This window comes from Streptomyces sp. NPDC050164 (assembly GCF_044459945.1).
In the GTDB taxonomy this organism is placed as follows: domain Bacteria; phylum Actinomycetota; class Actinomycetes; order Streptomycetales; family Streptomycetaceae; genus Streptomyces; species Streptomyces coeruleorubidus_A.
Genome location: NZ_JBITJK010000003.1, coordinates 338,206 through 361,533, shown reverse-complemented (window position 1 = coordinate 361,533; position 23,328 = coordinate 338,206). Strand labels below are relative to the sequence as shown.

The following is a 23,328-nucleotide window of genomic DNA, read 5'->3' as shown; positions in this document are numbered from 1 at the left end:
ATGACGATCTCCTCTGTGCGCCCGACCGTGCTGACACGACCAGCCTCCCGCCGACGGTCGGGCGACGCATGTCCGGCGGCGTCATACCGTTGGCAGCCGAGATCATGCTGGTGGGCCGCGTGCCCTGCCACCTGCGCTGGTACGACGACCACCTCGTCGCCGAGAAGTCGCCCAGAAGTCGCCGAGAAGTCTCCGAGAAAGGGAGAAGCCCGTGCCCGACCCCGGCCGCATCCGCCTCTTCAGCACGACGCTCGGGGCCGCCGGCGTACCCGCCGTGCTGCTGGTGCACGGCTGGGGCGGGGACGGCCGTGAGTGGTCCCCGCACGCCGAGGCCCTGGCCCGACACTTCCGGGTGATCGTGCCCGACCTGCGCGGGCACGGCCGCTCAAAGGTGCCGGACGAGGGCAACACACCCGTCGAGATGGCGGACGACCTGGCCGCGCTGCTCGACACCCTCGCCCCCGGTCCGGTGACGGCCGTCGGGCACTCGATGGGCGGCCAGGTCGTCAACCTGCTCGCCGTACGGCACCCGCACCTCGTCCGCTCCGTCGTCACCCTCGACCCCGCCCACGGCGCCGACGGCACCGAGGTGGCGGAGATCCCCGCCCGGCTCGCGGACTACCGGGCGAACGGCGCCCGAGCCGCGGCGGTCTTCGTCGCCGGCGCCTTCGGCCCCACTGCCCCGCTCGGGCTGCGCACGGCACACCTGCGCACCATGCTCGCCACCCCCGACCACGTCATCGCCCAGTCCTACGCCGGCATGTACACCGACCCGGGCGCGGTCGGCGTCCGCCCGCACAGCGAGGCGTACCTGCGCCGCCGCACCCAGCCCGCGCTCACGGTCTGGACCGCGGCGGAGGCGGCCGCCTGGGAACGGGGCACCCTGACCGTGCCCGGCTCCCGCGTCGACCACTGGCCCGACAGTGGGCATTACCTGCACGAGGAGTACGTCGAGCGGACGATCCGGCTGCTGCGCGACCGGTCGGGCCGCGTCAGGCCAACGTGACCTCGACCGGCAGCTTCTTGATGCCGTTGACGAAGTTGGAGCGCACCCGCGGCACCTCGCCCGCCAGGCGGATGCCCGCCAGGCGCGGGATCAGTTCCTCGAACATGATCCGGATCTCGGTGCGCGCGAGCAGGTTGCCCAGGCACAGATGGGGGCTGCCCTTGCCGAAGGTGACGTGGTCGTTGTCCGTGCGGGTGACGTCGAAGTCGTACGGGTTGCCGAAGACCTCCTCGTCGCGGTTGCCGGAGGCGAACCACATCACGACCTTGTCGCCCTCCCTGATCCGCTTGCCGCCCAGTTCGACGTCGCGCGTGGCGGTACGGCGGAAGTGGTAGACGGGGGAGGCCCAGCGCAGGAACTCCTCCACCGCGACCGGGATCAGGGAGGGGTCCTCCTGGAGGCGGGCCAGCTGTTCGGGGTGCTGCATGAGGGCCAGCATGGAGTGCGAGATGGTGTGACGGGTCGTCTCGTTGCCGGCGACGACCAGGAGCAGGAAGTAGTTGTCGAAGTCCTGCGGGGAGAGCGGGACTCCGTCGCGGGGTGTGGTGTTGACCAGGCGGGAGATCAGGTCGGTGCCGTCGCCGCCGCGTCGCTGCCGCGCCAGTTCCCGCCCGTACTCGAAGACCTCCAGCGAGGCGGGGGAGCGGAAGGGCAGGTCGCGGTACTGCTCGCTGTCCTCGCTGTGCAGCAGGACGTCCGCGTAGTCGGGGTCGGTGTGGCCGATGATGCGGTTGCCCCAGTCGATGAGCTTCTGGTTGTCCTGCGGGGGCACATCCAGCAGCCGGGCGAGGACGTTGATCGGGAAGTCCGCCGAGACGTCCGCCACGAAGTCGAAACGGCCCTTGGCGAGGGCGGCGTCGAGGGTCCGCGCGGTCAGGCCGCGCAGGAAGTCGGTGTAGCCGCTGATCACGTTCGCGCCGAACTGCCGCTGGATCAGGCTGCGCAGCGCCCGGTGCCGGACCCCGTCCAGTTCGAGGATGGAGGCGCGTTTCTTGATCTGGTCGTCGTCGACCTCTTCCAGGTTGACGAATTTCGTGGACGTGAAGGTCTCGGAGTCGCGGTCTACCCGGACGATGTCCCGGTGCCGGGTCACCGCCCAGAAGCCGGAGTTGGGCGCCTCCTCGGGCTGCCAGTGCACCGGGTCCTCGTGGCGCAGGGTGTGGAACATCCGCCAGGGTGAGACGCCGTCCGTGAAGCGGTCCAGGTCGGCGAGGTTCACGTCGGCCAGGGGCAGCGGCTCGCGCGCGGCGTCGGGCAGGGACTCGGTCGTCATCGGCAGGCTCCTCGGCGTCACGGGTGGCGTCACAGGTGGTAGGCGTACTCGGTGAACTCCCAGTCGGTGACGTGCCGGTGGAAGCGTTCGACCTCGTCGCGCTTGTAGGAGAGGAAGGACGTGGTGAAGCCCTTGCCGAGCAGGCCGGTCAGGGCGGTGTCCGCCTCCAGCGCGTCCAGCGCGGCGGACAGGGTCTGCGGCAGGACGGCGGACCGGGCGGTGTCGTAGCCGTAGCCCTCCAGCGGCGCGGGCGGCTCCTCGCCGGCCAGGACGCCCAGCAGGGCGGCGGCCGTCGTCCCGGCGATCGCCAGATAGGGGTTGGCGCTCGCGTCGCCCAGCCGCAGCTCGAGCCGGGCGCCGGAGCCGCGCTCGGGCGGTATGCGCACCATGGCGCTGCGGTTGTCCAGCCCCCAGTCGATCAGCCAGGGCGCCAGGGTGTCCGGGCCGAAGCGTTTGTACGAGTTGATCGTGGGGTTGAGCAGCGCGGCGAGGGCGGGCGCGTGGGCGAGGATGCCGGCGACGGCGTGCCGGGCGGTCGCGGACAGGCCGTACGGGCCCGACGGATCGTCGAAGGTGTTGCGGCCCTCGGCGTCGTCGCAGGACAGGTGGAGGTGGAAGCCGGAGCCGCCCGCGTCGTTGAAGGGCTTGGCCATGAAGGTGGCCAGGCGGCCCTCCTTGCGGGCCAGTTCCTTGATCGCGGCCTTGAAGCGGAAGGAGCGGTCGGCGGCGGACACGGCGTCGGAGTGCGCCAGGTTGATCTCGATCTGACCGCCGTCGAACTCGTGGTTGCCGCTGATCGCCCCGACCCTCAGGTCGCGCACGTGGCGCAGGGTGCGCAGCAGGTGGTTGTCCGGGTCGGCCCGCAGGCCGGCGGTGTAGACGACCCCGGGGTCGGGTGCGTAGCGGCGCCAGCCGCCCGAGGGGTCCGGGTCGCACAGGAAGTACTCCAGCTCGGGTCCGACCACCGGCCGCAGCCCGTGCTCGGCACACCGGGCGAGGACCGATCGCAGCAGGTCGCGGGGCGACTCGGGGGCCGGCGCGCCGGTCGCCGGGTCGACGACCTCCCCCAGACAGGCGGCCACCCCCGGCTCCCAGGGCAGCGGCACCAGCGTGTCGAGGTCCGGGCGGACACAGATGTCCGGCAGGCCCGCGTCCAGACCGCCGCTGACCGGGACCACGTCGCCCTGCGGGCTGGTGTGGTAGACGGCCCGGCAGAACGCGAGACCGTGCTCACAGGCCCGGGGCAGCTCCTCCAGCAGCACGTCACGCGCCCGGTCGGTGCCGATGAGGTCGGGATAGGTCACCCGGACCACGTCGATGCCGTCGGCGGCGAGCCGCTCCATGTGGCGGCGGACTTCTTCAAGGTCGTGAGCGCTCACCGTTGTCTCCTCGGGCGGACGTCGGGACACCTCCGGGACCAGGGGCCGGGGAGGCGGGTGGCGTAGGAACGAGCGGCCGGGCGCGGCATAGCCAGGGACCGCCCGGGTGCTTTGTTTGATGCCAAACGGTAGGGGTGGGCGGGAGGTGCCGCAAGGGGGCGGGGGCAAGAATTTATCCATCCGGATAGCTATTGACCAGACCCCTGCCCCTGCCTACCTTGTTTGAAGCCAAACGAGTTCGGGATGCGGTCCACCGCACCCCGTTGGCCGGGGCCCGGCCCCTTCCGGCCGGGCCCCTTTCATCCCGCTTCGACGCCCTCACATTCAGGAGGACCGGCCATGAAGGTCGTCGTCGACATGAACAAGTGCCAGGACCACGGCCAGTGCGTCTTCGCGGCCCCCGATGTCTTCCGGATGGACGACGACGGCCGCCTGGCCTACGTCCCCGACCCCGACGACGCCCTGCGCGACGAGGTCGAGGAGGCCGCGGACGTCTGCCCGCTCCAGGCCATCCGGATCGAGGACTGACATGAGCGGGCGCATCGTCGTCGCCGGCGCCTCCCTCGGCGGACTCCGCGCCGCCGAGCAACTGCGCGCCGCGGGCTGGACCGGCGGCATCACGGTGATCGGCGACGAGCCGCACCGGCCGTACAACCGGCCCCCGCTGTCCAAGGAGGTCCTCGCGGGCAAGGCGTCCTTCGCGTCGCTCGCCTTCACGCCGAAGGCGTCAGCTGCCGACGTGGAGTGGCGGCTGGGCACGAGAGTCACCGCTGCCCGGCTCGCCGAGCGGGCCGTCGAGCTCCACGACGGCTCGGTGCTCTCCTACGACGGGCTCGTCGTCGCCACCGGGATGCGGCCGAGGCGGCTGCGCTGCCCCGGGCCGGTCGAGGGCCGTCACACGGTCCGGACGATCGACGACGCCCAGGTCCTGCGGGACGAGCTGACCCGGCCCCGGGTACGGGTCGTCGTGGTCGGCGCCGGGTTCATCGGCTGCGAGGTCGCCGCGACGGCCGTCGGGCTCGGCGCGGCCGAGGTGACCGTCGTCGATCCGCTGCCGTCGCCGATGGTCGGGCCGCTCGGGGAGATGCTCGCGCGTGTGCTGCTCGCGCGGCACGAGGAGCGCGGGGTCTCCTTCGTGCTGGGGTCGGGTGTGACCGGGTTCGAAGGGGACGACCGTGTCACCGGTGTCGTGCTGAGCGACGGGTCCGTGCTTCCCGCTGATGTGGTGGTGGAGTCCGTGGGCTCGGTCGCCAACACCGAGTGGCTGGACGGCAACGGGCTGGATCTGAGCGACGGGGTCCTCACCGATCGGCACCTGCGGGTCGGAGGCCGGCCGGAGGTCGTCGCGGTCGGGGATGTCGCCCGCTTCCCGAACGCCCGCTACGACGGTGTGCCGCGGCGGGTCGAGCACTGGTCCGTGCCGGCCGACTCGGCCAAGCACGCCGCGAAGGTGCTGGTCGGTGGTGACGCCGGCCTGGCGCCCTTCGCGCCGCTGCCCACCTTCTGGAGCGACCAGCACGACTTCCGGTTGCAGTCCTTCGGTGCGCCGGTCCTGGGGCTCGGTGACGTCCGGGTCCTCGACGGTGACACCTCGGGGGACGTGCTGGTCGGTTATCACCGCGACGGACGACTGGTCGGTGTCGTGGCGCTCGGCGGGCCCTCCGCCGCCCGTGCCGCCGCTCGTTACCGCGCCGACCTGCTGAAGCAGCCCGCCCTCACCGCGTAAGGAGCCCTCGCGTGACCAGTCTTCGTGGTTACTTCCATCCCAAGACGGCGACCGGTGCGTCGTCGCTGATTCCCTCTCCGCCCTGGCGGTACTCCGGTGACCTGTTGACGGTCGAGTACCGGACGGATCCCGAGCGGGTGCGTGAACTGCTCCCCGAGCCGCTGGAGTTGGCCGACGAGGATCCCGGTGCGGTTGCTCTGATCTGGGCGGACTGGCAGTCCTGCTCGGGGTCGGGCAAGGAGCTGCTGGATCCGGTGCGGGCGCAGTACAAGGAGGCGTTCGCGGTCGTCCGGTGCCGGTACCGGGGCCGGACGTACTCGCGGTGCGTCTACATCTGGGTGGACAAGGACTTCGCGATCGCGCGGGGATTGCACCAGGGGTATCCGAAGAAGCTCGGCTCCATTCATCAGACGCGGCCGCATCCGTACGGGCCCGCTCCGCGGATCGAGGCGGGGGCTCGGTTCGGGGCGACGCTGGCGGCTGCGGATCGGCGTATCGCGCAGGCTGTGGTGACGCTGCGGGAGCCGTCCGAGAGCGGTGGCTTCGTCAATGCGCATCCCATGGCCCACCATCGCTGGCTGCCGTCGATCGAGAAGGGCAAGGGGCTGGCTCTCGATGAGCTGGTCGAGTCCGGAGCGGCGTCCTTCGAGGGGGGCCAACCATGGGTCGGTGAGGCCGAGTTGGAGCTTTTCGAGGCGCCGACCGAGGAGTTGGCCCGGCTGGAGATCAGGGAGCCGATCGCCGCGTATTACCGCCAGGTCGGCGTTGTGTGGGATGGCGGGCAGCTGCTGGAGGCCGGTACGTCCGGAGCGTCTGCCGAGTGAGGGTTCGTGGGCGGCTGCGGGCTTGTCGTGGCTGGTCGCGCAGTTCCCCGCGCCCCTTAGGGCGAATCCCTGTCCCCTGATACACAAGGAGCTGTCTTTATGCCTGACAACATCACCGTCGCCGGCGTTGCCGTCGACACCCGCCACTGGATCGGCGGCCGACGCGTCGCCTGCGCCGATACCTTCACCGACCACTCTCCGATCGACGGCAGCGTCCTCGGCGAGATCGCCCGGGGCGGCCCCGCAGAGGCCGAAGCCGCCGTCGCCGCCGCCCGGGACGCGTTCCCCGCCTGGGCCGCCACCTCGCGCACCGAGCGCGCCCGCCTCCTGCACGCCATCGCCGACGGCGTCGAGAAGCGGATCGAGGAGCTGGCGATCGTCGAGACCACCGACAACGGTGCGCTGCTGCGGTCGCATCGGCGGGGCGTCATGCCCCGCGTCGCCCACAACTTCCGGTTCTTCGCCGACTGGCTGCTCCGGCTCGACCACGAGGACTTCGAGACGCGGGGGCACACCAACCACGTCAGCTGGGACCCGGCCGGGCCCTGCGTGCTGATCACGCCGTGGAACGCGCCCCTGATGCTGGCCACCTGGAAGGTCGCCCCCGCCCTCGCCGCCGGCAACACCGTCGTCCTCAAGCCTGCCGAGTGGTCCCCGCTGACCGCGTCGCTGCTGGCCGACATCGCAGCCGAGGCCGGGCTGCCGGCCGGTGTTCTCAACGTCGTCCAGGGATACGGCTCCGAGATCGGTGACGCCCTCACCTCCCACTCCGACGTGCGCCGCATCAGCTTCACCGGGTCGGTGCCGACCGCGCGGCGGATCGCCGCCTCGGCCGCCGGTAACCTCACGCCCCTGAGCCTCGAACTCGGCGGCAAGTCACCCCTTCTGGTCTTCGCCGACGCCGATCTCGACCTGGCCGTCGACCTCGCCGTGGAGCAGTACGACAACGCCGGGCAGGTGTGCCTCGCGGGTACCCGGCTGCTCGTCGAGGAGCCGGTCGCCGAGGAGTTCACCCGCCGGTTCGTGGAGAAGGCGTCCGCCCTCACCCAAGGCGATCCCCGCGACGAGGCCACCGACATCGGTCCCAACATCCATCCCCGCCAGCTGGAGAAGATCGACGGTTTCGTCCAGCGGGCCGTCGCGGCCGGGGCGCGGGCGGTCATCGGGGGGCATCGCAAGGACGGGCAGTACTACGCGCCGACCCTGCTCACCGATGTCGCCCAGGACTCCGAGATCGTGCAGGAGGAGGTCTTCGGGCCGATTCTGACCCTCCAGACCTTCGCCGGCGAGGACGAGGCCGTCCGGCTCGCCAACGACACCCGTTTCGGGCTGGCCGCCACCGTCGCCACCGGCGACCGCGAGCGCGCCGAGCGGGTCAGCGCGCGGCTCGTCGCGGGCACGGTCTGGGTCAACTGCTTCTTCGTCCGCGACCTCCAGGCCCCGTTCGGCGGTTCCCGGCAGTCCGGCGTCGGCCGCGAGGGCGGCACTTGGAGCTTCGACTTCTACTGCGACCTGAAGAACACCGTCACCGCCCCGAAGGGATGGAACCAGGACCATGGGTGAGATCACCGGGGCCGGGCTGCTCGCCCACGTCCCCACCATCGTGCTGCCCGAGCAGGAGCGGCTGGAGCTGAACGAGGGAAAGGAGATCACCCTCGTCACCGGGCTCCGGGAGCTCCGCAGGGACGTCTTCGAGCGTGACGACTACGACACCGTGGTCGTGCTCGACTCCCACTGGGCGACCACCGTCGAGTTCGTCGTGACCGCGCAGGAGCGGCGCGCGGGGCTGTTCACCTCCGAGGAGCTGCCGCGCGGCATGTGCCGGATGCCGTACGACTTCCCGGGCGACCCCGAACTCGCCCACAACATGGCGAAGTTCGCGGACAAGCACGGTACCTGGATCACTCCGATCGACGACGCGTACCTGCCGGTCTACTACGCCACCATCAACCTCTGGAAGTACCTGGGCGAGGGCCTGCCCGACAAGCGGTGGGTCACCATCGGGGTCTGCCAGACCGGCGACATGGAGGACCACCTCCGCCTCGGCCGGGCGCTCGCCGACGGTATCGCCGCTACCCCGGGGCGACGGGTCCTGCTCATCGCCTCCGGCGCCCTCTCGCACACCTTCTGGCCGCTGCGCGAACTGCGCGACCACGAGGCCAGCGACCCCGTTCACATCCGTACGCCCGAGGCCCGCGAGGCCGACCTGGAGCGCATCGCCTGGTTCAAGGAGGGCCGTCACGACAAGGTCCTCGACACCATGGACGAGTTCTGGAAGGTCAAGCCCGAGGCGAAGTTCTTCCACTACCTGATGATGGCCGGTGCCCTCGGCGAGCAGGGCTGCGTCGCCCGGGCCCGGCAGTACGGCGAGTACGAGAACTCCGTCGGCACCGGCCAGGTCCACCTCTGGTTCGACCGCCCGGCCGACGGCTGGACCGCAGACCACACCCCCGCGCAGGAGTCCGCCCATGCCTGAGTACCGCCGTGTCCTCCTCGACGGCGCCGCCGTCCAGGTCACCGTCGACGGTGACGAACTCGTCGCCGGCGACGGCCGCCGCGTCAAGGCCGACGACGCCCGGCATCTGCCGCCGGTCGTCCCCTCCAAGGTCATCGCCGTCCACCTCAACCATCGCAGCCGGGTCGAGGAGTTCCGGATCGGGCTTCCCGATACGCCGACCTACTTCCACAAGCCGGTCTCCGCCCTCAACGCCCACCAGGGCGCGATCGTCCGTCCCGAGGGCTGCAAGTGGCTCAACTACGAGGGCGAGGTCGCCATCGTCATCGGGAAGACCGCCCGGAACATCTCGCCGGCCGAGGCGGGGGAGTACATCGCCGGCTACACCATCGCCAACGACTACGGACTGCACGACTTCCGCGACACCGACGCCGGCTCCATGCTCCGTGTCAAGGGCTCCGACACCCTCTGCCCGCTCGGCCCCGGGCTGGTCACCGACTGGGACTTCCACGGCAAGCGGCTGCGGACCTACGTCAACGGACAGGTGGTGCAGGACGGTTCGACCGACGAGATGACGTGGGACATGCACTACCTCGTCGCCGACATCGCCCGCACCATCACGCTGTACCCGGGAGACGTACTGCTGTCCGGCACGCCCGCCAACTCGCGTCCCGTCCAGCCGGGGGACGTCGTGGAGGTGGAGGTCGAGGGGCTCGGGCGGCTCACCAACCACATCGTGACCGGGCCGGCCGCCATCCGTACGGACGTGGGCGCACAGCCCACCGAGTCGGAGGAGGTGCTGTCGACCGCGCTCGGCGGCGACTGGGAGTTCCGTGGCATCCGGCCGCCGCGTCGCTGACGCGGGCTCCGGCCGCCGCGTCGCCGAGGGGGGCGCCCCGGGTAGGGTCACGGGCATGACCGAGCCCGCCGGGCGCCGCCCCCGCAAGCGCGTGAACTACGGCACGGGCCGCGAGGCCCTGCTGGAGGCCGCCGTGCGCGTGGTGGCCCGGGGCGGGCTGCGCAGGCTCACCTACCGGGCGGTCGCGGAGGAGGCCGGCGTCACCCACGGCTTGGTCGTGCACCACTTCGGCTCCCGTGACGCCCTGATCGAAGAGGCCCTCACCCACGCCATCCGGTCCTCCCTGAGCAGCAGCGCCCTGGAACCGGGCACGGGCAGGGCCGCCGACTTCTCGGTGGGTCTGACGGACATGGTGGAGTCCGGTCCCGACCTCCAGGCGTTCCAGTACGAACTGCTGCTGGAGTCCCGGCGCCGCCCCGAGCTCCTGGCCCACCTGCGGTCGCTGTACGACGAGTACTTCGACGCGACCCGGCGCGAGCTCACCCAGATGCTGCCCGGCCCGGTGGACGAGGGCCTGTCCCGGATGGTCTTCGCCACGCTGGAGGGACTCGTCCTGCACCAGCTGGTCTTCGGCGAGCGCGAGGTCATCGAGGACGCCCTCGACGAACTGCGCTCGGTGCTGCGGCTGCTCGCCGAGAAAAGGGACGGCGAGGCCTGACTCCGTCGGCCACGCAGCCCCGTAATTCGTACTCCCTCACCCCTTGCCAAACGGATAGTTCCGTCCCACGATGAGGCAACTCGTTTGGCCTGAAACGATCCTTCCTCCCCCTGGCAGGTGATCCGAGTGGACAGTCAGACGGTCTCCCGGCACACGGCGACACCGGACGCGCCCACCGCAGGCACGCTCAAGCCCAACGCCCTCGGCGTGCTGGGCATCCTCTTCTTCGTCCTGTCCGCCCAGGCCCCGCTGACCGGTATCGCCGGCGCGGCCCCCATCGCCGTGGCGCTCGGCAACGGGCCCGGCGTGCCCGCCGCCTATCTGGTAGCGGGCCTGGTGATCCTGCTGTTCTCGGTGGGCTTCGTCGCCATGGGCCGCCACGTCGTGGACGCGGGCGCCTTCTACACCTACATCGGCAAGGGCCTCGGCCGGACCACCGGCACCGGCAGCGCGGGCCTCGCGCTCTTCGCGTACTGCACCATCCAGGCCGCCATGTACGGGCTCTACGGATCCATCGTGAGCGGACTGGTCGCGAGCCACACCGGCCTCGACCTGCCGTGGTGGGTCTGGACACTGGCCACCATGGCCGTGGTGCAGGCGCTCGGTGCGACCGGCGTCGAGATGGGCGCCAAGGTGCTGGCCGTCCTCGTCCTGGCGGAGTTCAGCATCCTGTCGGTCTTCGCCCTGGTCACCCTCGTCAAGGGCGGCGGACCCGAGGGGCTCGGCCTCGCCGACAGCTTCTCCCCGGCCGCCGCCCTGGACGGCGCGCCGGGCGTGGCCGTGATGTTCGCCGTGGCGTCCATGTTCGGCTTCGAGGCCACCGCCATCTACGGCGAGGAGGCCCGCGAGCCCAGGAAGACCGTGCCGAGGGCCACGTACCTCGCGGTCGTCGTGGTCACCGGCTTCTTCGCCCTGACCTCCTGGATGCTCATCTCCTCCTACGGCGCCTCCCGGGCCACCGCGGCCGCGGGCAAGGCCCTGGAGGGCGGTGACGGAGCCGGGTTCGTCTTCGCGCCCATCGCGGCGCAGTTCGGCGGCTGGGTCGGCGACGTGCTGCCGGTCCTGCTCGCCACGTCCCTCTTCGCCGGCATCCTCACCTTCCACAACTCGGCCAACCGCTACCTGTTCTCCCTCGGCCGCGACCGGCTGCTGCCGCTGCGGTTGTGCCGGCTCAACCGCCGTCACGCCCCCTGGGCGGCCGGGTGCGTCCAGACGCTCCTGGCCGTGCTGCTGGTGGTGCCCTTCGCGCTGGCGGGCAAGGACCCGGTGCTGACGCTGTTCTCCTGGTTCAGCGGGGTCGCCGTCCTGGCGATGATGCTGCTGTACCTGCTGACCTCGGTGTCCGTCGTCGTCTTCTTCCGCCGCGAGCGCCTCGACGCCCATCCCTGGAACACGCTCATCGCTCCCGTCCTGGGCGCGCTCGGCATCACGGGGGCGATCTGGCTCATCCTGGCCAACTTCACCACGCTCATCGGCGGCGAACGCGCCACCGCCCTGTGGCTCACGCTGTCCGTCCCGGTGGTCATGGCGCTGGGCATTGTCGTCGCACGGGTGCGGGGGAGGGCCGTCGCAGCCGCCGACGGGTGACCGCGCGCGCCGCCGTCCGCGGACGGCCGTACCCATATCGTTTGAGATCAAAGGAGGTCCTCCATGCCGGCCGTCACCCACGACGAGTGGCTGCGGCGCGCCAAGGCGTTCCAGCTCTCCGGCGCCCACCACATCGCCGGCGCCGACGAGCCCGGGAGCGGGGCGACGTTCCCGGTCGTGTCACCGCGTGACGGCCGGGTCCTCACCGAGGTCCCGGACGCGGGCACCGCCGAAGTGGACGCGGCCGTCGCCGCCGCCCGGCGGGCCTTCGACACCGGCCCGTGGCCGCGCCTGGCACCGGCCGAGCGCGGCCGGGCCCTGCTGCGGCTCTCCGACCTGCTCGAAGAGCGGCGCGAGGAACTGGCGTTGACCGTGAGCCTGGAGATGGGCAAACCGATCACGGATGCCCACGGCATCGAACTGCGCGCCGTCATCAGCACCTTCCGCTGGTACGGGCAGCTCGCGGACAAGCTCACCGACTCCGCCCCGCACACCGCGCCGGACGCCCTCGCCCTGGTCACCCGGGAACCCGCCGGAGTGGTCGGGGCGGTCGTCCCCTGGAACTTCCCGCTGACCCTGGCCGGCTGGAAGATCGCCCCGGCACTGGCGGCCGGCTGCACGGTCGTACTGAAACCCTCGGAGAACTCCCCGCTCTCCGCCCTGCTCCTGGGCCGCCTCGCCACCGAGGCCGGAATCCCGCCCGGCGTGCTCAACGTCGTCACCGGCGACGGCCCCACCGCCGGCCGGGCCCTCGGCCTCCATCCCGACGTAGACGTCCTGGCGTTCACCGGCTCCACCGCCGTCGGCCGCCACTTCCTGCGCTACGCCGCCGACTCCAACCTCAAGCGCGTCTGGCTGGAACTCGGCGGCAAGTCGCCCAACATCGTCCTGCCCGACGCCCCCGACCTCGACCAGGCCGCCGCCACGGCCGCCTGGGGCATCTTCTTCAACCAGGGCGAGATGTGCACGGCGCCTTCGCGGCTGCTCGTGCACTCCTCGATCGCCGAGCGGGTCACCGAGGCCGTGGTCCGGCGGGCCCGCGAGCTGAAGGTGGGCGACCCGCTCGACCCGGAGACGGAGATGGGCGCGCTGGCCGGACGGGCCCACCTGGACCGCGTACGCGACCACGTCCGTCATGGCGTCGAGGAGGGCGCCCGGCTGCGCACCGGCGGCGAGCGCCTGTTCGCCGAGACGGGCGGGACGTATCTGGAACCGACCGTCTTCGACCGCGTGCACCCCGGCTCGCGACTGGCCCGGGAGGAGATCTTCGGCCCCGTCCTGTCCGTGCTCGCCTTCGACGACCTCGACGAGGCGGTCCGCCTCGCCAACGCCACCGAGTACGGCCTCGCCGCCGGCCTGTGGACCTCCGATCTGTCCACCGCCCACCGGGTCTCGCGCGCGCTCAAGGCCGGGACCGTCTGGGTCAATTGCTACGAGGAGGGCGACCTGACCGTGCCCTTCGGCGGCATGAAGCAGTCGGGCAACGGACGTGACAAGTCCGTCCACGCGCTGGAGAAGTACACCGAGCTCAAGACCACCTGGATCCAGCTGTGAGGCCCCTGATCGCGATCCCCGCCCGGTTCTCCGCGCGGACCTCCGCCCTCCGCTACGCCGCCGAGGTCAACGCCCGCGCCCTGATCGAGGCCGTCTGGCGGGCCGGCGGCGAACCGGCGAGCATCCACCCGGCGGACAGCGGCACCGCGGCCCGGCTCGCCCGCTTCGACGGCGTCCTGCTCCCCGGCGGCGGCGACCTCGCCCCCTCCCGCTACGGCGCCACCGGCACCCACGATACCGTCTACGACGTCGACACCCTCCAGGACACCTTCGACCTCGACGTCGCCCGCCACACCCTGGGGTCGGGCCTGCCCTTGCTCGCGGTCTGCCGCGGTCTCCAGGCCGTCAACGTGGCCCTCGGGGGCACCCTGGAGCAGGACATGGGCGGACCTCAGCGCGAACACCGGCACCTCGTGCACCCCGTCATCCTGGAACCCGGCTCGGTCGTCGCCCGGTCCGCCGGCGTCGAGAAGACCGACGCGTCCTGCTATCACCACCAGCGCGTCGACCGCCTGGGCACGGACCTCCGCGTCACGGCCCGGGCGGCGGACGGCACCGTCGAGGCCCTCGAACTCCCGGGCGCCAGGGGCTGGTTCACCGCCGTCCAGTGGCACCCGGAGGACACCGCCCACGAGGACCCCGCCCAGCAGGGCCTGTTCGACGCACTCGTGCGGGCCGCGGCCCGGTGAGGTCGCCGCGGGAGTCAGGCCCGGGGCCGCCGTCCGCTACGCCGCGGCGCGGGCTCGGCGCCGTCCAGCAGGGACTGCCGCCGCTCCTCGCCGTGCTCCTCGACCTGGAGCACCACACTGCGCAGCCCCTCGGCGAGGCTGCGGCACTCCGCGTCGCTGAGCCGGGCCGTCACGAACGCCTCCTCCTCGTTGAACGCCGGAAAGACCCGCCGCATGAACGCGTCGCCCTCCTCGGTGAGGCTCAGCAGCACCAGCCGCCCGTCGCTCGGGTGGTCCGCCCGCCGCAACAGCCCCCGCGACTCCAGCGTGCGCGCCACACCCGTCAGCGTGCCCTTGGAGATCCCCGCCTCCTCCGCCACGTGCCGGGTCTCCGACTCGCCCCACACCCAGACCACCCACAGCACCACGAAGGCCGTCCAGGTCAGGTCCGAACCGCGCAGCACCGAGTTCTCCAGGTGCTGCCGCACGGCGGACGCGGCCCGGTAGATGTTCGCCACCGCCGCCATCTGCTCCCGGCGGATCGGAACACCGCCGAGCTTCGCCGCTGCGAGCTTCTCGGCTTCGGTGATGGATCGGTGGCCCGGCACGGGCGGCTCCTTCGGCTGGTCGCGACGCGTCTCGACCGGGCGGCCTCGCCGCCCGGTCGTTCGGACTCAAATTGTACGGAGATGAAAGGGAAACCCGACATGCCCACCCCTCCCCGCATGCTCCTCGTCCTCAGTGAGAACTGGACGCTGACCGGCGGCCGGGCCGATCTGCCCACAACCGTCCGCTGGGCCCGCGAGGCCGAGGACGCCGGCTTCGACGCGGTCATGGTCAGCGAGCACATCGTCCTCGGACCCGACGCGGCGGCCGCCGGAATCATGGGCAACCCCCGCGACTACGCCCTCCCGGGCAATCAGGACCCGTACACCCCATGGCCCAACTCCCTGTTGCTGCTCGCCGCCATCGCCTCCGTCACCTCCCGGCTGCGCCTGGCCGCCGCGGCCGTCCTCGCCCCGCTGCGCCACCCCCTGCTGCTCGCCCGCGAGCTCGGCACCCTCGACCTGATCAGCGAGGGGCGCCTCGTCGTACAGCCCACGGTCAGCTGGAGCAAGGACGAGTACGACGCCCTCGGCGTGCCCTTCGCCCGGCGCGGGCGGCTCCTCGACGAGCACCTGGAGATCTGGGCGAAGGCCTGGGGCCCGTCCCCGATCTCCCACGACGGACCGCACTACCCCTTCCAGGACGTCTACTTCGAGCCCAAGGCCCACCGCCCGGACGGCCCCCGGCTCTGGTACGGCGGACAGCGGCTGCACGGCCCGGTCCTGCGCCGCCTCGTGCGGTACGGCCACGGCTTCCACCCGCTCGGCCGGCCCACACCCGAGGACCTCCAGGCGCTCAAGGAGGCGATGGCCGCGGCAGGACGGGACAGTGCGGACCTGGAGATGATCGGCGGCACCCGGGCCGTCTTCCCCGACGACCGTTCCCCGGCGGACCTCGGAGCGGCGCTCGCCGTCATCCCTGAGCAACTGGAGCAGGGCTTCACGACCTTCTGCGTCAAGCCGAACCAGTTCATCGACGACCCCGACGGGGTCGGGGCGTTCTGCCGGGACGTCATGCGGCGCGTCGAGGCACTGACCTCCTGACCGCGACCTCCCCGACCGCCACGGCCCGGATCACCGTTCGACGAAACGCCCGAGGTGATCCGGGTCCGGACGCAGCAGCCCGTCCCGGACCGCGAGCGCCGTGGCCTGCGCACGGGAGGCGCAGCCGGTCTTGCGCAGCAGGTGCTCGACATGGCTGTGCACGGTCCGCGGGGACAGGAACAGCGCCTGCGCGATGGCCTGGTTGGTCTGCCCCGTGGCCGCCAGGGTGAGCACTTCCAGCTCCCGGGGGCTCAGCCCGTACGGCAGCTCCGTGGGCGTCTCGTGCACCAGCACCGCGTCGGACGCGAGGCCGGGTCCCGCCGGGTGCCGGTGCAGTACGACCCGCCGCCAGTCGCCGCAGGCCGGCCACAGCAGGCGCAGCCGCCGCCCGCCCGTGCCGGTGAAGGCGTCGAGCAGCGCGCGGAAGCCGCCTTCCTCCCGCAGCACCCGCGGCCGGTCGCGGCCCGGCAGGTCGATCACGCCGCCGTCGCCGGTGACCAGGCTCGCCGCGTCCTGAGCCGCCAGACCGTGCAGGTCACCGGCGTGGGCCAGCGGGTCGGCGAGCGCGGCCAGGGCGGGCATGACGGAGGCGAGGAGCAGGCGGGCGTCGGTGTCGTAGGCGTCCGCGCTCTCGGTGGAGAGGTGGACCATGCCCACCAGCCGGCCCCGGTGCCGCAGCGCTCCCGTGACGCCGTCCCGGAAACCGGCCGGACGGACCCGCTCGGCGTAGAACCAGCCGTGCCGGAAACGCGGCCCGGCGTCCTCGGCGTCCTCGGAGATGGACGGTGGCAGCTCCCGCCGTACGACGTTGCGGTACCACGGCGTCGCGACGAACTCCCCGGCCAGGGCCTGCGAGGCCGCGGCGGTGTAGCCGATGCTCGCGACCTGGACGTGCGAGCCGGTCAGCGGGTCGATCGTGAGCAGGGTCGCCGCGTCCAGCGGCAGGGCGCGGGCGAGTTCGCGCAGGGCCTGCGCGGAGGCCGACGTGGTGTCGCGCTCGCGGGTGAGCATGCCGATGCGCGCTGCTGCCGCGATCTGGTGGTGGCTGGGCATGGCGAGCCTCCGGGCGGCTCCGACGTGATGTCGTTTGGGTCCTAACGATAGGGGGTCGGTCCGGGTCCGACAAGGTGTTCACCGAGTTGTCGAGCGAGAGGCCCGTGATCCGCCGGCTGTCGTTCGCAGTCGGTATTTGTACGGATGGTGCGGCGGGCCCGGCGGGACTTTCCTGTTCGGCACACCCGGACGCCCGCTCCAGCCGGGCCCGCCCCTCGGAGAGCCCCCGCCATGACCCCACCCCCGTCCACGGCCTCACGCCGACACTTCCTCGCCCTCTCCGCCGCCACCGCCCTGGCGGCCGCCGGATGCTCCGCACCGCAGAGCACGGCCGCCTCGACCAAACCGTCGTCCTCCGGCGGCACCCGCCTGACGAAGATCGGACTCGACTACCCCTTCACCCAACTCCCGCTCTACTCCACCCTGGTGAAGCTCTCCACCGTCCAGGCCAAGAAGCACGGCATCTCGCTGCTCACCACCAGCGACAACGCCAGCGCCGACACACAGGCGAGCAACCTCAACGCCTGGGTCGCCCGCAAGGTCCCGGCGATCGTGTCCTTCCCCATGGTCTTCGAGGCCGCCGAGCCCATCGCCAAGGCGGCCCTGGACGCGGGACTGATCTGGGTCACCTACGGCGGTTCCCTGCAACACCAGAGCGCCGACATCCAGTTCAGCTTCCGCAAGGGCGGCACCCTGCTCGGCGAGGCGGCGGCGAAGTGGGCCGAGGAACACCTCGGCGGCAAGGGCAAGATCGCCTTCCTCACCGACAGCACCATCGAGCTGGGCCGCGAACGCACCAAGGGCATGATCGACGCCTTCACCAGGCTGGCACCCGGCGTCGACGTGGTGGCGCGGGAACAGGCCATCGACCCGGACACGGGCCTGTCGAAGACGAAGGCGATCCTCGCCAAGCACCCCGACCTCAACCTCGTCCTCGGCGTCACGGACGCCGCCGCGTACGGCGGATTCAAGGCCCTCCAGCAGGCGGGCCGCGCCGCCGACGACGCCAAGACCTTCGTCGGCGGCCAGGACGGCTCCGCACCCTCCCTCCTCGCCGTCAAGCAGGGCACCTTCTACCGGGCCTCCGCCGCGCTCGCGCCGAAGGACATCGCCGCCGCCATCGTCGAGGTGCCGCGCGCCGTCGCCGCGGGCAAGGCGAACCCCAGCGCCCAGGTGCCGATCGCGCTCGTCCAGCGCGCCGACACCGCAGCGATCGACGCCCTGCTCGCGCAGAACGCCTAGGCCCGGCCGCCATGACGACCACGAACCTCCGTATCAGCGGCCTGGCCAAGTCCTTCGGCGGCGTCAGAGCCCTCGACGGCGTGGACCTCACCGTGCCCGCCGGGCAGGTGCACGCCCTGCTCGGCCACAACGGCGCCGGCAAGTCCACCCTCATCAAGTGCCTGGGCGGCGCCTACCCGCCCGACGCGGGCACGATCGAGGTGGGCGGCACGTCGTACACCCGCCTCACCCCGCGCGAGTCGATCGCGGCCGGCGTGGCGATCATCTTCCAGACGCTGAGCGTGGTCGACGCTCTGACCGTGGCGGAGAACATCTTCCTCGGCCAGGAGTGGACCCGGTACGGCCGCATCGACCGGCGCGCCCAGGAGGAGGTCGCCGCCGGGCTGCTTCAGCGGGTCGCGGCCAGGTGTTCCCCGCGCGACCGGGTGGGCGATCTGCCCATGGGCCAGCGGCAGTTGGTCGAGATCGCCAAGGCCCTCAGCCGCAGTGCCTCCGTCCTGGTCCTCGACGAGCCGACCGCGGCCCTGTCCGGGGCCGAGACCGACGCCCTGGCCGAACGCGTCGAGGACCTCCGCGCGCAGGGCCTCGCCATCGTCTACGTCACCCACCTGCTGTCGGAGGTGGAACGGCTCGCGGACGCGGTGACGGTACTGCGCGACGGCCGGGTGACCCACCAGGCCACGGTGGCGGGACAGACACGGCGTGACCTGGTCGAGGCGATCGCGGGCAGGCCGACGCAGGCCGTGCACGGGCCTGAGTGCGCTACGGACGCGGAAGCGCCAGAGGCGCGGCGCGGGAGCCCGGACACCCGAAGGCCGCAGCACGCGCCCGGACCGGGCGGGCACGACGCCCGCCGCATGTCGAGCCCGGACTGCCAGGATCCGAGGCGCACTCCCGGCCGAGACGAGCGCGACCCCGCGGCCACGCCGGGCCCTGACATGCCCGAGCCGCAGCGCAGGCCGGCCCCGCCCCGGCTGGTCGTCGAAGCCCTGCGCGGCCCCGGCTTCGGGCCCGTCGGTCTCACCGTCGCCGAAGGCGAACGCGTCGGCCTGTTCGGGCTCATCGGCTCAGGCCGCACCCGCATCCTGGAGACGCTCTACGGCAGGCGCCGAGCCACCGCCGGAACCATCCGGGTCGGCGAACGCACCGTCAGCCCCGGCCGGCCGGCCGACGCGCTCGGCGCCGGAATCGCCCTCGTACCGGCGGACCGGCGCGCACAGGGCCTGTTCCCGTCGCTGTCCGCGCAGGACAACACGCTGCTGCCGGCCGTCCGGACCCTGGCCCGGTACAACGTACGGGCGTTGCGCACCGAACGGCGGGTGTTCGACGCGCTGGCCACGGCGGTCGGGCTGCGCCCGGCCCGGCCCGGGCTGCCCGCGGGCGCGTTCTCCGGGGGCAACCAGCAGAAGCTCGTGCTGGGCCGGTGGATCAACGAGGCCCGGCACGTGGACGTGCTGCTTCTGGACGAGCCGACCCAGGGTGTCGACGTGGGGGCCCGTCAGGAGATCTACCGGGTGGTGTCCGGGCTCGCCGCCGGGCGCGGCACCGCCGTGCTGTTCGCGTCCAGCGACCCCGAGGAGATCGTGGCGCTCGCCGACCGCTGCCTGATCGTCGCCCGGGGACGGATCGTCGGCGAACTCTCCGGCGCCGGACTCACCGAACAGGCCCTGCTCTCGGCGGTCCACGACGCCGACCCCGACCCCCTGCCCGCCGAAGGAGCAGCATGACCACCGCCGACCGCGTCCTCACGCGCCCGCGTCTGATCGCCACGGGCGGGCTGACCACCGCACGCCGCAACCCGCTCCTCGTCGTGCTCGTCGCGATGGTGCTGGTCTTCCAGCTGACCACGGGCAGCTTCCTCGACCCCGCCAACCTCGGCGGCATCGCCACCGACGCCGCCACCCTCGCGATCGTCGCCGTCCCGCTGGCCCTGCTCGTCATCAGCGGGTACCTCGACCTGTCGGTCGGCTCCACGCTCGCCCTCGGCGGTCTTGTCGCGGGCTGGCTGGCCGGGCAGCACCACCAGTCGCCCGCCGTCGCCCTGCTCGGGGCGCTCGCCGCCGGTGCGGTGGTCGGCGCGGTGAACGGTGTCCTGTGCTGCTACTTCGGCCTGTCCGCGTTCATCGTCACCCTCGGCATGCTGACCGCCGTACGAGGTCTGGCACAGCAGTTGTTCCCGCTGCCGCTGAGCGGCTTCGGCTCCGGGTTCGCCTGGATCGGCGGGGCGCGGATCGCCGGGATCGCGGCGCCGGTCGTCATCGCGGCGCTGGTGCTGGCGGCGGGTGCGCTGTTCCTCGCGTTCACCCCGGCCGGACGGCACGTCTTCGCCATCGGCGTCAACCGGGAGGCCGCCCACCTCTCCGGCATCCAGATCCGCCGCACCCCGTTCGCGCTGTTCGTCGTCACGGGTGTGGCCGCCGCCCTGGCCGGCGCCGTCAAGGCGTCGATACTGGACAGCGTGGTGGCCGGAACCTCGGGATCCGGTTTTGAGCTGGCCGTGCTCACCGCCGTGCTGGTCGGCGGAGTGGCCCTCACCGGAGGCTCCGGCTCGATCTTCGGCGTCCTGCTCGGCGTGCTCTTCCTCGGCTGCCTGCAGAACGGCCTGACCCTGCTGAACGTGCCGACGTTCTGGCAGCAGATGGCCCAGGGCGTCGCGCTGGTGGCCGGCGCGGCCCTGGCCTACTTCGCACCCCGCACGGGGCGCTGACCCACCCTCCCCTTGAAAAGAGGTCACCGTGAGCGACACCGCACCCGTGTGCGACACCGCCCCCACCCTCGTCCTGACCGGAGGACAGGTTCTCACCGTCGACGCCGGCTTCACCGTCGCCGAAGGCGTGGCCGTACGCGGCCGGGACATCCTGGCCGTCGGCAGCGACGCCGAGATGCGCGCCCTGGCCGGGCCCGGCACCCGGATCGTCGAACTGGGCGGCCGGACCGTGCTGCCCGGCATCAACGACTCGCATCTGCACGGAGCCGCCTACGGGATGACGAAACCGCCGTTCGCCATCGACGTCGCCCATCCGGCGGTGGGTTCCATCGCCGACATCGCCGCGGCCGTGGCCCGGGCGGCACGGGACGTCCCGGACGGAGAGTGGATCGTCGGCCTGGGCTGGGACTCCGGTTACCTCGCCGAGTGCCTGGCCGACCCGGGCCGTTTCCCGCACCGCCGGGACCTGGACGCGGTGGCGCCGGGCCACCCGGTCTGCCTGACCGACTTCTCCTCTCACATGGTGTGGGCCAACTCCGAGGCGCTGCGCCGCTGCGGCATCGACGCGGACACCACGCCCCCGCCCGGCGGCGTCATCGACCACGACCCCGACGGACGGCCGACCGGCATCCTGCGCGAGGCCGCCGGGCGGCTCGTCCAGGCCGCCCTGCCCGCCCCCACGCTCGCCCAGCGCCGCCAGGCGATCCAGGGCGTGATCCGCGAGCTGCACTCCCGCGGCATCACCAGCTACACCGAGCCCGGCCTCGGCCCCGGCGGTGCCGGCACCCTCTTCGGCGGCCTGAGCACCGACAACTGGACCGCGTACGCGGACCTCGCGGCGAGCGGTGAACTCCGGGCGCGCGTCAGCGTCCTGCTGCTGCCCGCCCCCATGGGCGGCTCCGCCGACGACGTTCGCAAGGGCCTGGCCGAACTGCGCCGCCCAGAGTCCGCCGACCCCCGGCTGCTGCGGGCCATCGGTGTCAAGATCTTCGGCGACGGAGTGCCGCCCAACCGCACGGCCTGGATGAACGAGCCCTACCCGGAGGGCGGCCACGGCGCCCTGTGCGTCCACGGCGACACCCCTGGTCTTCAGGCCGACGAACTGCGCGAGATGATCCGGGTCGCCCACGAGGCCGGTTTCCAGCTCGGTGTGCACGTCACCGGCGACCGCGCCATCGACACGGTCGTGGACGCCTTCGTCGCCGCCGACCGGGCCGCGCCCCGCCCCGACGCCCGCCACTACGTCATCCACGGCGACTTCATCAGCCCCGGCAGCCTGGCCGAGCTCGCCGCGCACGGCTACGGCGTCAACATGAACCCCGCCATCAAGTGGACCATCTCCGACCTGATGGACGAGGTCGTGGGCCCCGAACGCTCCGCCTACCAGTGGCCGGTGCGCTCCGCGCTCGACGCCGGAGTACGGGTCTGCGCCAGCTCCGACGCGCCGATCACCGAACCCGACTGGCGACAGGGCGTGGCCTCGATGATGCTCCGCGAGTCCAAGGCCAGCGGACGCCCCAGCGGCCCCGAACAGTGCGTGCCGCTCGCCGACGCCCTGCGCGCCTATACGGCCACCCCGGCCTGGCAGGACTTCGCCGACGACTGGAAGGGCACCGTCGAGCCGGGCAGGGCCGCCGACCTGTGCGTCCTGGACCGACCGCTGCTTGGCCTCGACCCGCACGACATCACCAAGGTCCAGGTGGATCTCACGGTGTTCGACGGGCGGGTGGTCTTCGAACGCTGAGCTTGCACCTCACAGCGGGCCGCCGACAGGCGGCCCGCTGTGCGTGGCGCCACCATGGCGTCACAACGGCACCGGTGCAAGCCACCTCGCTGTCAACGGGGCACCACGACACACCAGATCAAGCAGGAAATGCCAGGTCAGCGTCCTTCGCGTCAAGGAAGTGCCAATCTGGCTCGCCGTGATGCCATTGATGTGCCATCATGGCGCCATGGACCTCACGCCCTACGTCGACAACCTCCGGCACGAGCTCGCCGTCGCCGCGGACGCCGGCGGTGACGACGCTCGTGCCCTCGCCGAGCGGCTCACCGCCCCCCTGGAGTCCGCCGCCCGCCTGACCCTCCTCAACGCACTGTCGGCCGCCATGGGCGAGGTCACCCGGGAGCTCGCGCCGGGCTCGGTCGACGTGCGGCTGCGCGGACTCGACCCCGAGTTCGTGGTGACGCCGCCGCCCGCACCCGAGCCGTTCCGGGAGGTGCGGGAGCCGGTCGCGGCCCCCGCCGCCCCCGGGCCGCCCCCGCCGCCCGCGGACGCCGACGACGGCGCCATGGCGCGGATCAACTTCCGCCTCCCCGCCCACCTCAAGGCCCGCGCCGAGGACGCCGCGGCGGCGGAGGGCCTGTCGGTCAACGCCTGGCTGGTACGGGCCGTGTCCACCGCCCTCGACGGCGGGGCGCGCACGAGCCCGCAGGGCCGCGGCAAGGACTCGGGCAGCCGGGGCTTCACCGGCTGGGTCCGCTAGGGGGTGTCCGCAAAGTCCCGCCTGCCCCGCGACGCCCGGCACGCTCCCCCAAGCTCTTCGAGCAGGGGGCCCCACTCGCCGCACCGGTCGAACACCCGCGTACAACCAGTACGCGGGCGTCCGCCCGGCACGCCGAGAGCACGCACCGAACGCCGCGGGGCCCGCCCTGCGGGCGGACGACGGGACTTTGCGGACACCCCCTAGG

General features: G+C 72.4%; 21 protein-coding genes. 17 read left to right on the top strand and 4 right to left on the bottom strand.

All coding sequences use genetic code 11. From position 1 onward, the window contains the following. Positions 1–211 precede the first annotated feature (211 nt). On the top strand, positions 212–1,006 hold the full coding sequence (locus tag ACIBNA_RS07050) for an alpha/beta fold hydrolase (protein ID WP_399164220.1): 795 nt from the start codon (positions 212–214) through the stop codon (positions 1,004–1,006). Here ACIBNA_RS07050 and ACIBNA_RS07045 read toward each other — a convergent pair. Both ACIBNA_RS07045 and ACIBNA_RS07040 read right to left on the bottom strand, forming a co-directional pair. Beyond that, positions 993–2,279, bottom strand: coding sequence for a cytochrome P450 (locus ACIBNA_RS07045; protein WP_399164219.1), 1,287 nt, complete (start codon positions 2,277–2,279; stop codon positions 993–995). The two genes, ACIBNA_RS07050 and ACIBNA_RS07045, sit on opposite strands and share 14 nt — an antisense overlap. A gap of 29 nt (positions 2,280–2,308) precedes the next feature. Next, complete coding sequence (locus tag ACIBNA_RS07040) at positions 2,309–3,658, bottom strand: glutamine synthetase family protein (protein ID WP_399164218.1); 1,350 nt, start codon at positions 3,656–3,658, stop codon at positions 2,309–2,311. Positions 3,659–3,997: 339 nt separating this feature from the next. On the opposite strand from ACIBNA_RS07040, the gene ACIBNA_RS07035 reads away from it, so the two are divergent. From ACIBNA_RS07035 to ACIBNA_RS06990, 10 genes are all read left to right on the top strand, one after another. After that, entirely contained in the window at positions 3,998–4,186 is a 189-nt protein-coding gene (locus tag ACIBNA_RS07035) for a ferredoxin (protein ID WP_059420853.1), read from the top strand. A gap of 1 nt (position 4,187) precedes the next feature. After that, positions 4,188–5,384 (top strand): NAD(P)/FAD-dependent oxidoreductase, encoded by a 1,197-nt coding sequence (locus ACIBNA_RS07030; RefSeq protein WP_399164217.1) that lies wholly within the window; start codon positions 4,188–4,190, stop codon positions 5,382–5,384. An 11-nt stretch (positions 5,385–5,395) separates the two neighbouring features. Next, a complete protein-coding gene (locus ACIBNA_RS07025) occupies positions 5,396–6,208 on the top strand; it encodes an acetoacetate decarboxylase family protein (protein ID WP_399164216.1) in 813 nt (270 codons plus the stop codon). A 99-nt stretch (positions 6,209–6,307) separates the two neighbouring features. Further along, positions 6,308–7,771: an aldehyde dehydrogenase gene (locus ACIBNA_RS07020; protein WP_399164215.1), complete on the top strand. Its 1,464-nt coding sequence runs from the start codon at positions 6,308–6,310 to the stop codon at positions 7,769–7,771. Beyond that, on the top strand, positions 7,764–8,684 hold the full coding sequence (locus ACIBNA_RS07015; protein WP_399164214.1) for a 3,4-dihydroxyphenylacetate 2,3-dioxygenase: 921 nt from the start codon (positions 7,764–7,766) through the stop codon (positions 8,682–8,684). Before ACIBNA_RS07020 ends, ACIBNA_RS07015 begins: the two co-directional genes overlap by 8 nt. Further along, positions 8,677–9,522 carry a fumarylacetoacetate hydrolase family protein gene (locus ACIBNA_RS07010; RefSeq protein ID WP_399164213.1) on the top strand — a complete coding sequence of 282 codons (846 nt, stop codon included), beginning with the start codon at positions 8,677–8,679 and terminating at the stop codon, positions 9,520–9,522. Before ACIBNA_RS07015 ends, ACIBNA_RS07010 begins: the two co-directional genes overlap by 8 nt. A 55-nt stretch (positions 9,523–9,577) precedes the next feature. Continuing rightward, entirely contained in the window at positions 9,578–10,180 is a 603-nt protein-coding gene (locus ACIBNA_RS07005) for a TetR/AcrR family transcriptional regulator (protein ID WP_274821504.1), read from the top strand. Between the two features lie 126 nt (positions 10,181–10,306). Beyond that, entirely contained in the window at positions 10,307–11,767 is a 1,461-nt protein-coding gene (locus ACIBNA_RS07000; protein ID WP_399164212.1) for an APC family permease, read from the top strand. 63 nt (positions 11,768–11,830) lie between these two features. After that, on the top strand, positions 11,831–13,321 hold the full coding sequence (locus tag ACIBNA_RS06995) for an aldehyde dehydrogenase (RefSeq protein ID WP_399164211.1): 1,491 nt from the start codon (positions 11,831–11,833) through the stop codon (positions 13,319–13,321). Beyond that, positions 13,318–14,010: a gamma-glutamyl-gamma-aminobutyrate hydrolase family protein gene (locus tag ACIBNA_RS06990; protein ID WP_399164210.1), complete on the top strand. Its 693-nt coding sequence runs from the start codon at positions 13,318–13,320 to the stop codon at positions 14,008–14,010. The genes ACIBNA_RS06995 and ACIBNA_RS06990 overlap by 4 nt, the downstream gene beginning before the upstream one ends. A gap of 14 nt (positions 14,011–14,024) precedes the next feature. Here ACIBNA_RS06990 and ACIBNA_RS06985 read toward each other — a convergent pair whose 3' ends face one another. After that, the gene (locus ACIBNA_RS06985; protein ID WP_399164209.1) at positions 14,025–14,597 is read right to left on the bottom strand and encodes a MarR family winged helix-turn-helix transcriptional regulator; all 573 of its coding nucleotides are present in this window, start codon (positions 14,595–14,597) and stop codon (positions 14,025–14,027) included. Positions 14,598–14,696: 99 nt separating this feature from the next. Here ACIBNA_RS06985 and ACIBNA_RS06980 point away from each other — a divergent pair, with 99 nt between their 5' ends. Then, positions 14,697–15,638: a TIGR03619 family F420-dependent LLM class oxidoreductase gene (locus tag ACIBNA_RS06980; protein WP_399164208.1), complete on the top strand. Its 942-nt coding sequence runs from the start codon at positions 14,697–14,699 to the stop codon at positions 15,636–15,638. 30 nt (positions 15,639–15,668) lie between these two features. Here ACIBNA_RS06980 and ACIBNA_RS06975 read toward each other — a convergent pair whose 3' ends face one another. Continuing rightward, positions 15,669–16,691 carry a response regulator transcription factor gene (locus tag ACIBNA_RS06975; protein WP_399164207.1) on the bottom strand — a complete coding sequence of 341 codons (1,023 nt, stop codon included), beginning with the start codon at positions 16,689–16,691 and terminating at the stop codon, positions 15,669–15,671. Positions 16,692–16,922: 231 nt separating this feature from the next. Here ACIBNA_RS06975 and ACIBNA_RS06970 point away from each other — a divergent pair, with 231 nt between their 5' ends. The 5 genes from ACIBNA_RS06970 (at position 16,923) to ACIBNA_RS06950 (ending at position 23,123) form a co-directional block, all read left to right on the top strand. Then, a complete protein-coding gene (locus ACIBNA_RS06970; RefSeq protein WP_399164206.1) occupies positions 16,923–17,933 on the top strand; it encodes a sugar ABC transporter substrate-binding protein in 1,011 nt (336 codons plus the stop codon). 11 nt (positions 17,934–17,944) lie between these two features. Continuing rightward, positions 17,945–19,660, top strand: a complete 1,716-nt coding sequence (locus tag ACIBNA_RS06965) for a sugar ABC transporter ATP-binding protein (protein ID WP_399164205.1) — start codon at positions 17,945–17,947, stop codon at positions 19,658–19,660. Beyond that, positions 19,657–20,640: an ABC transporter permease gene (locus tag ACIBNA_RS06960; protein WP_399164204.1), complete on the top strand. Its 984-nt coding sequence runs from the start codon at positions 19,657–19,659 to the stop codon at positions 20,638–20,640. The genes ACIBNA_RS06965 and ACIBNA_RS06960 overlap by 4 nt, the downstream gene beginning before the upstream one ends. Positions 20,641–20,686: 46 nt before the next feature. After that, positions 20,687–22,384 (top strand): amidohydrolase, encoded by a 1,698-nt coding sequence (locus ACIBNA_RS06955; RefSeq protein WP_399164343.1) that lies wholly within the window; start codon positions 20,687–20,689, stop codon positions 22,382–22,384. Between the two features lie 208 nt (positions 22,385–22,592). Continuing rightward, positions 22,593–23,123 carry a toxin-antitoxin system HicB family antitoxin gene (locus ACIBNA_RS06950; protein WP_399164203.1) on the top strand — a complete coding sequence of 177 codons (531 nt, stop codon included), beginning with the start codon at positions 22,593–22,595 and terminating at the stop codon, positions 23,121–23,123. The last annotated feature ends 205 nt before the right edge of the window (positions 23,124–23,328 follow it).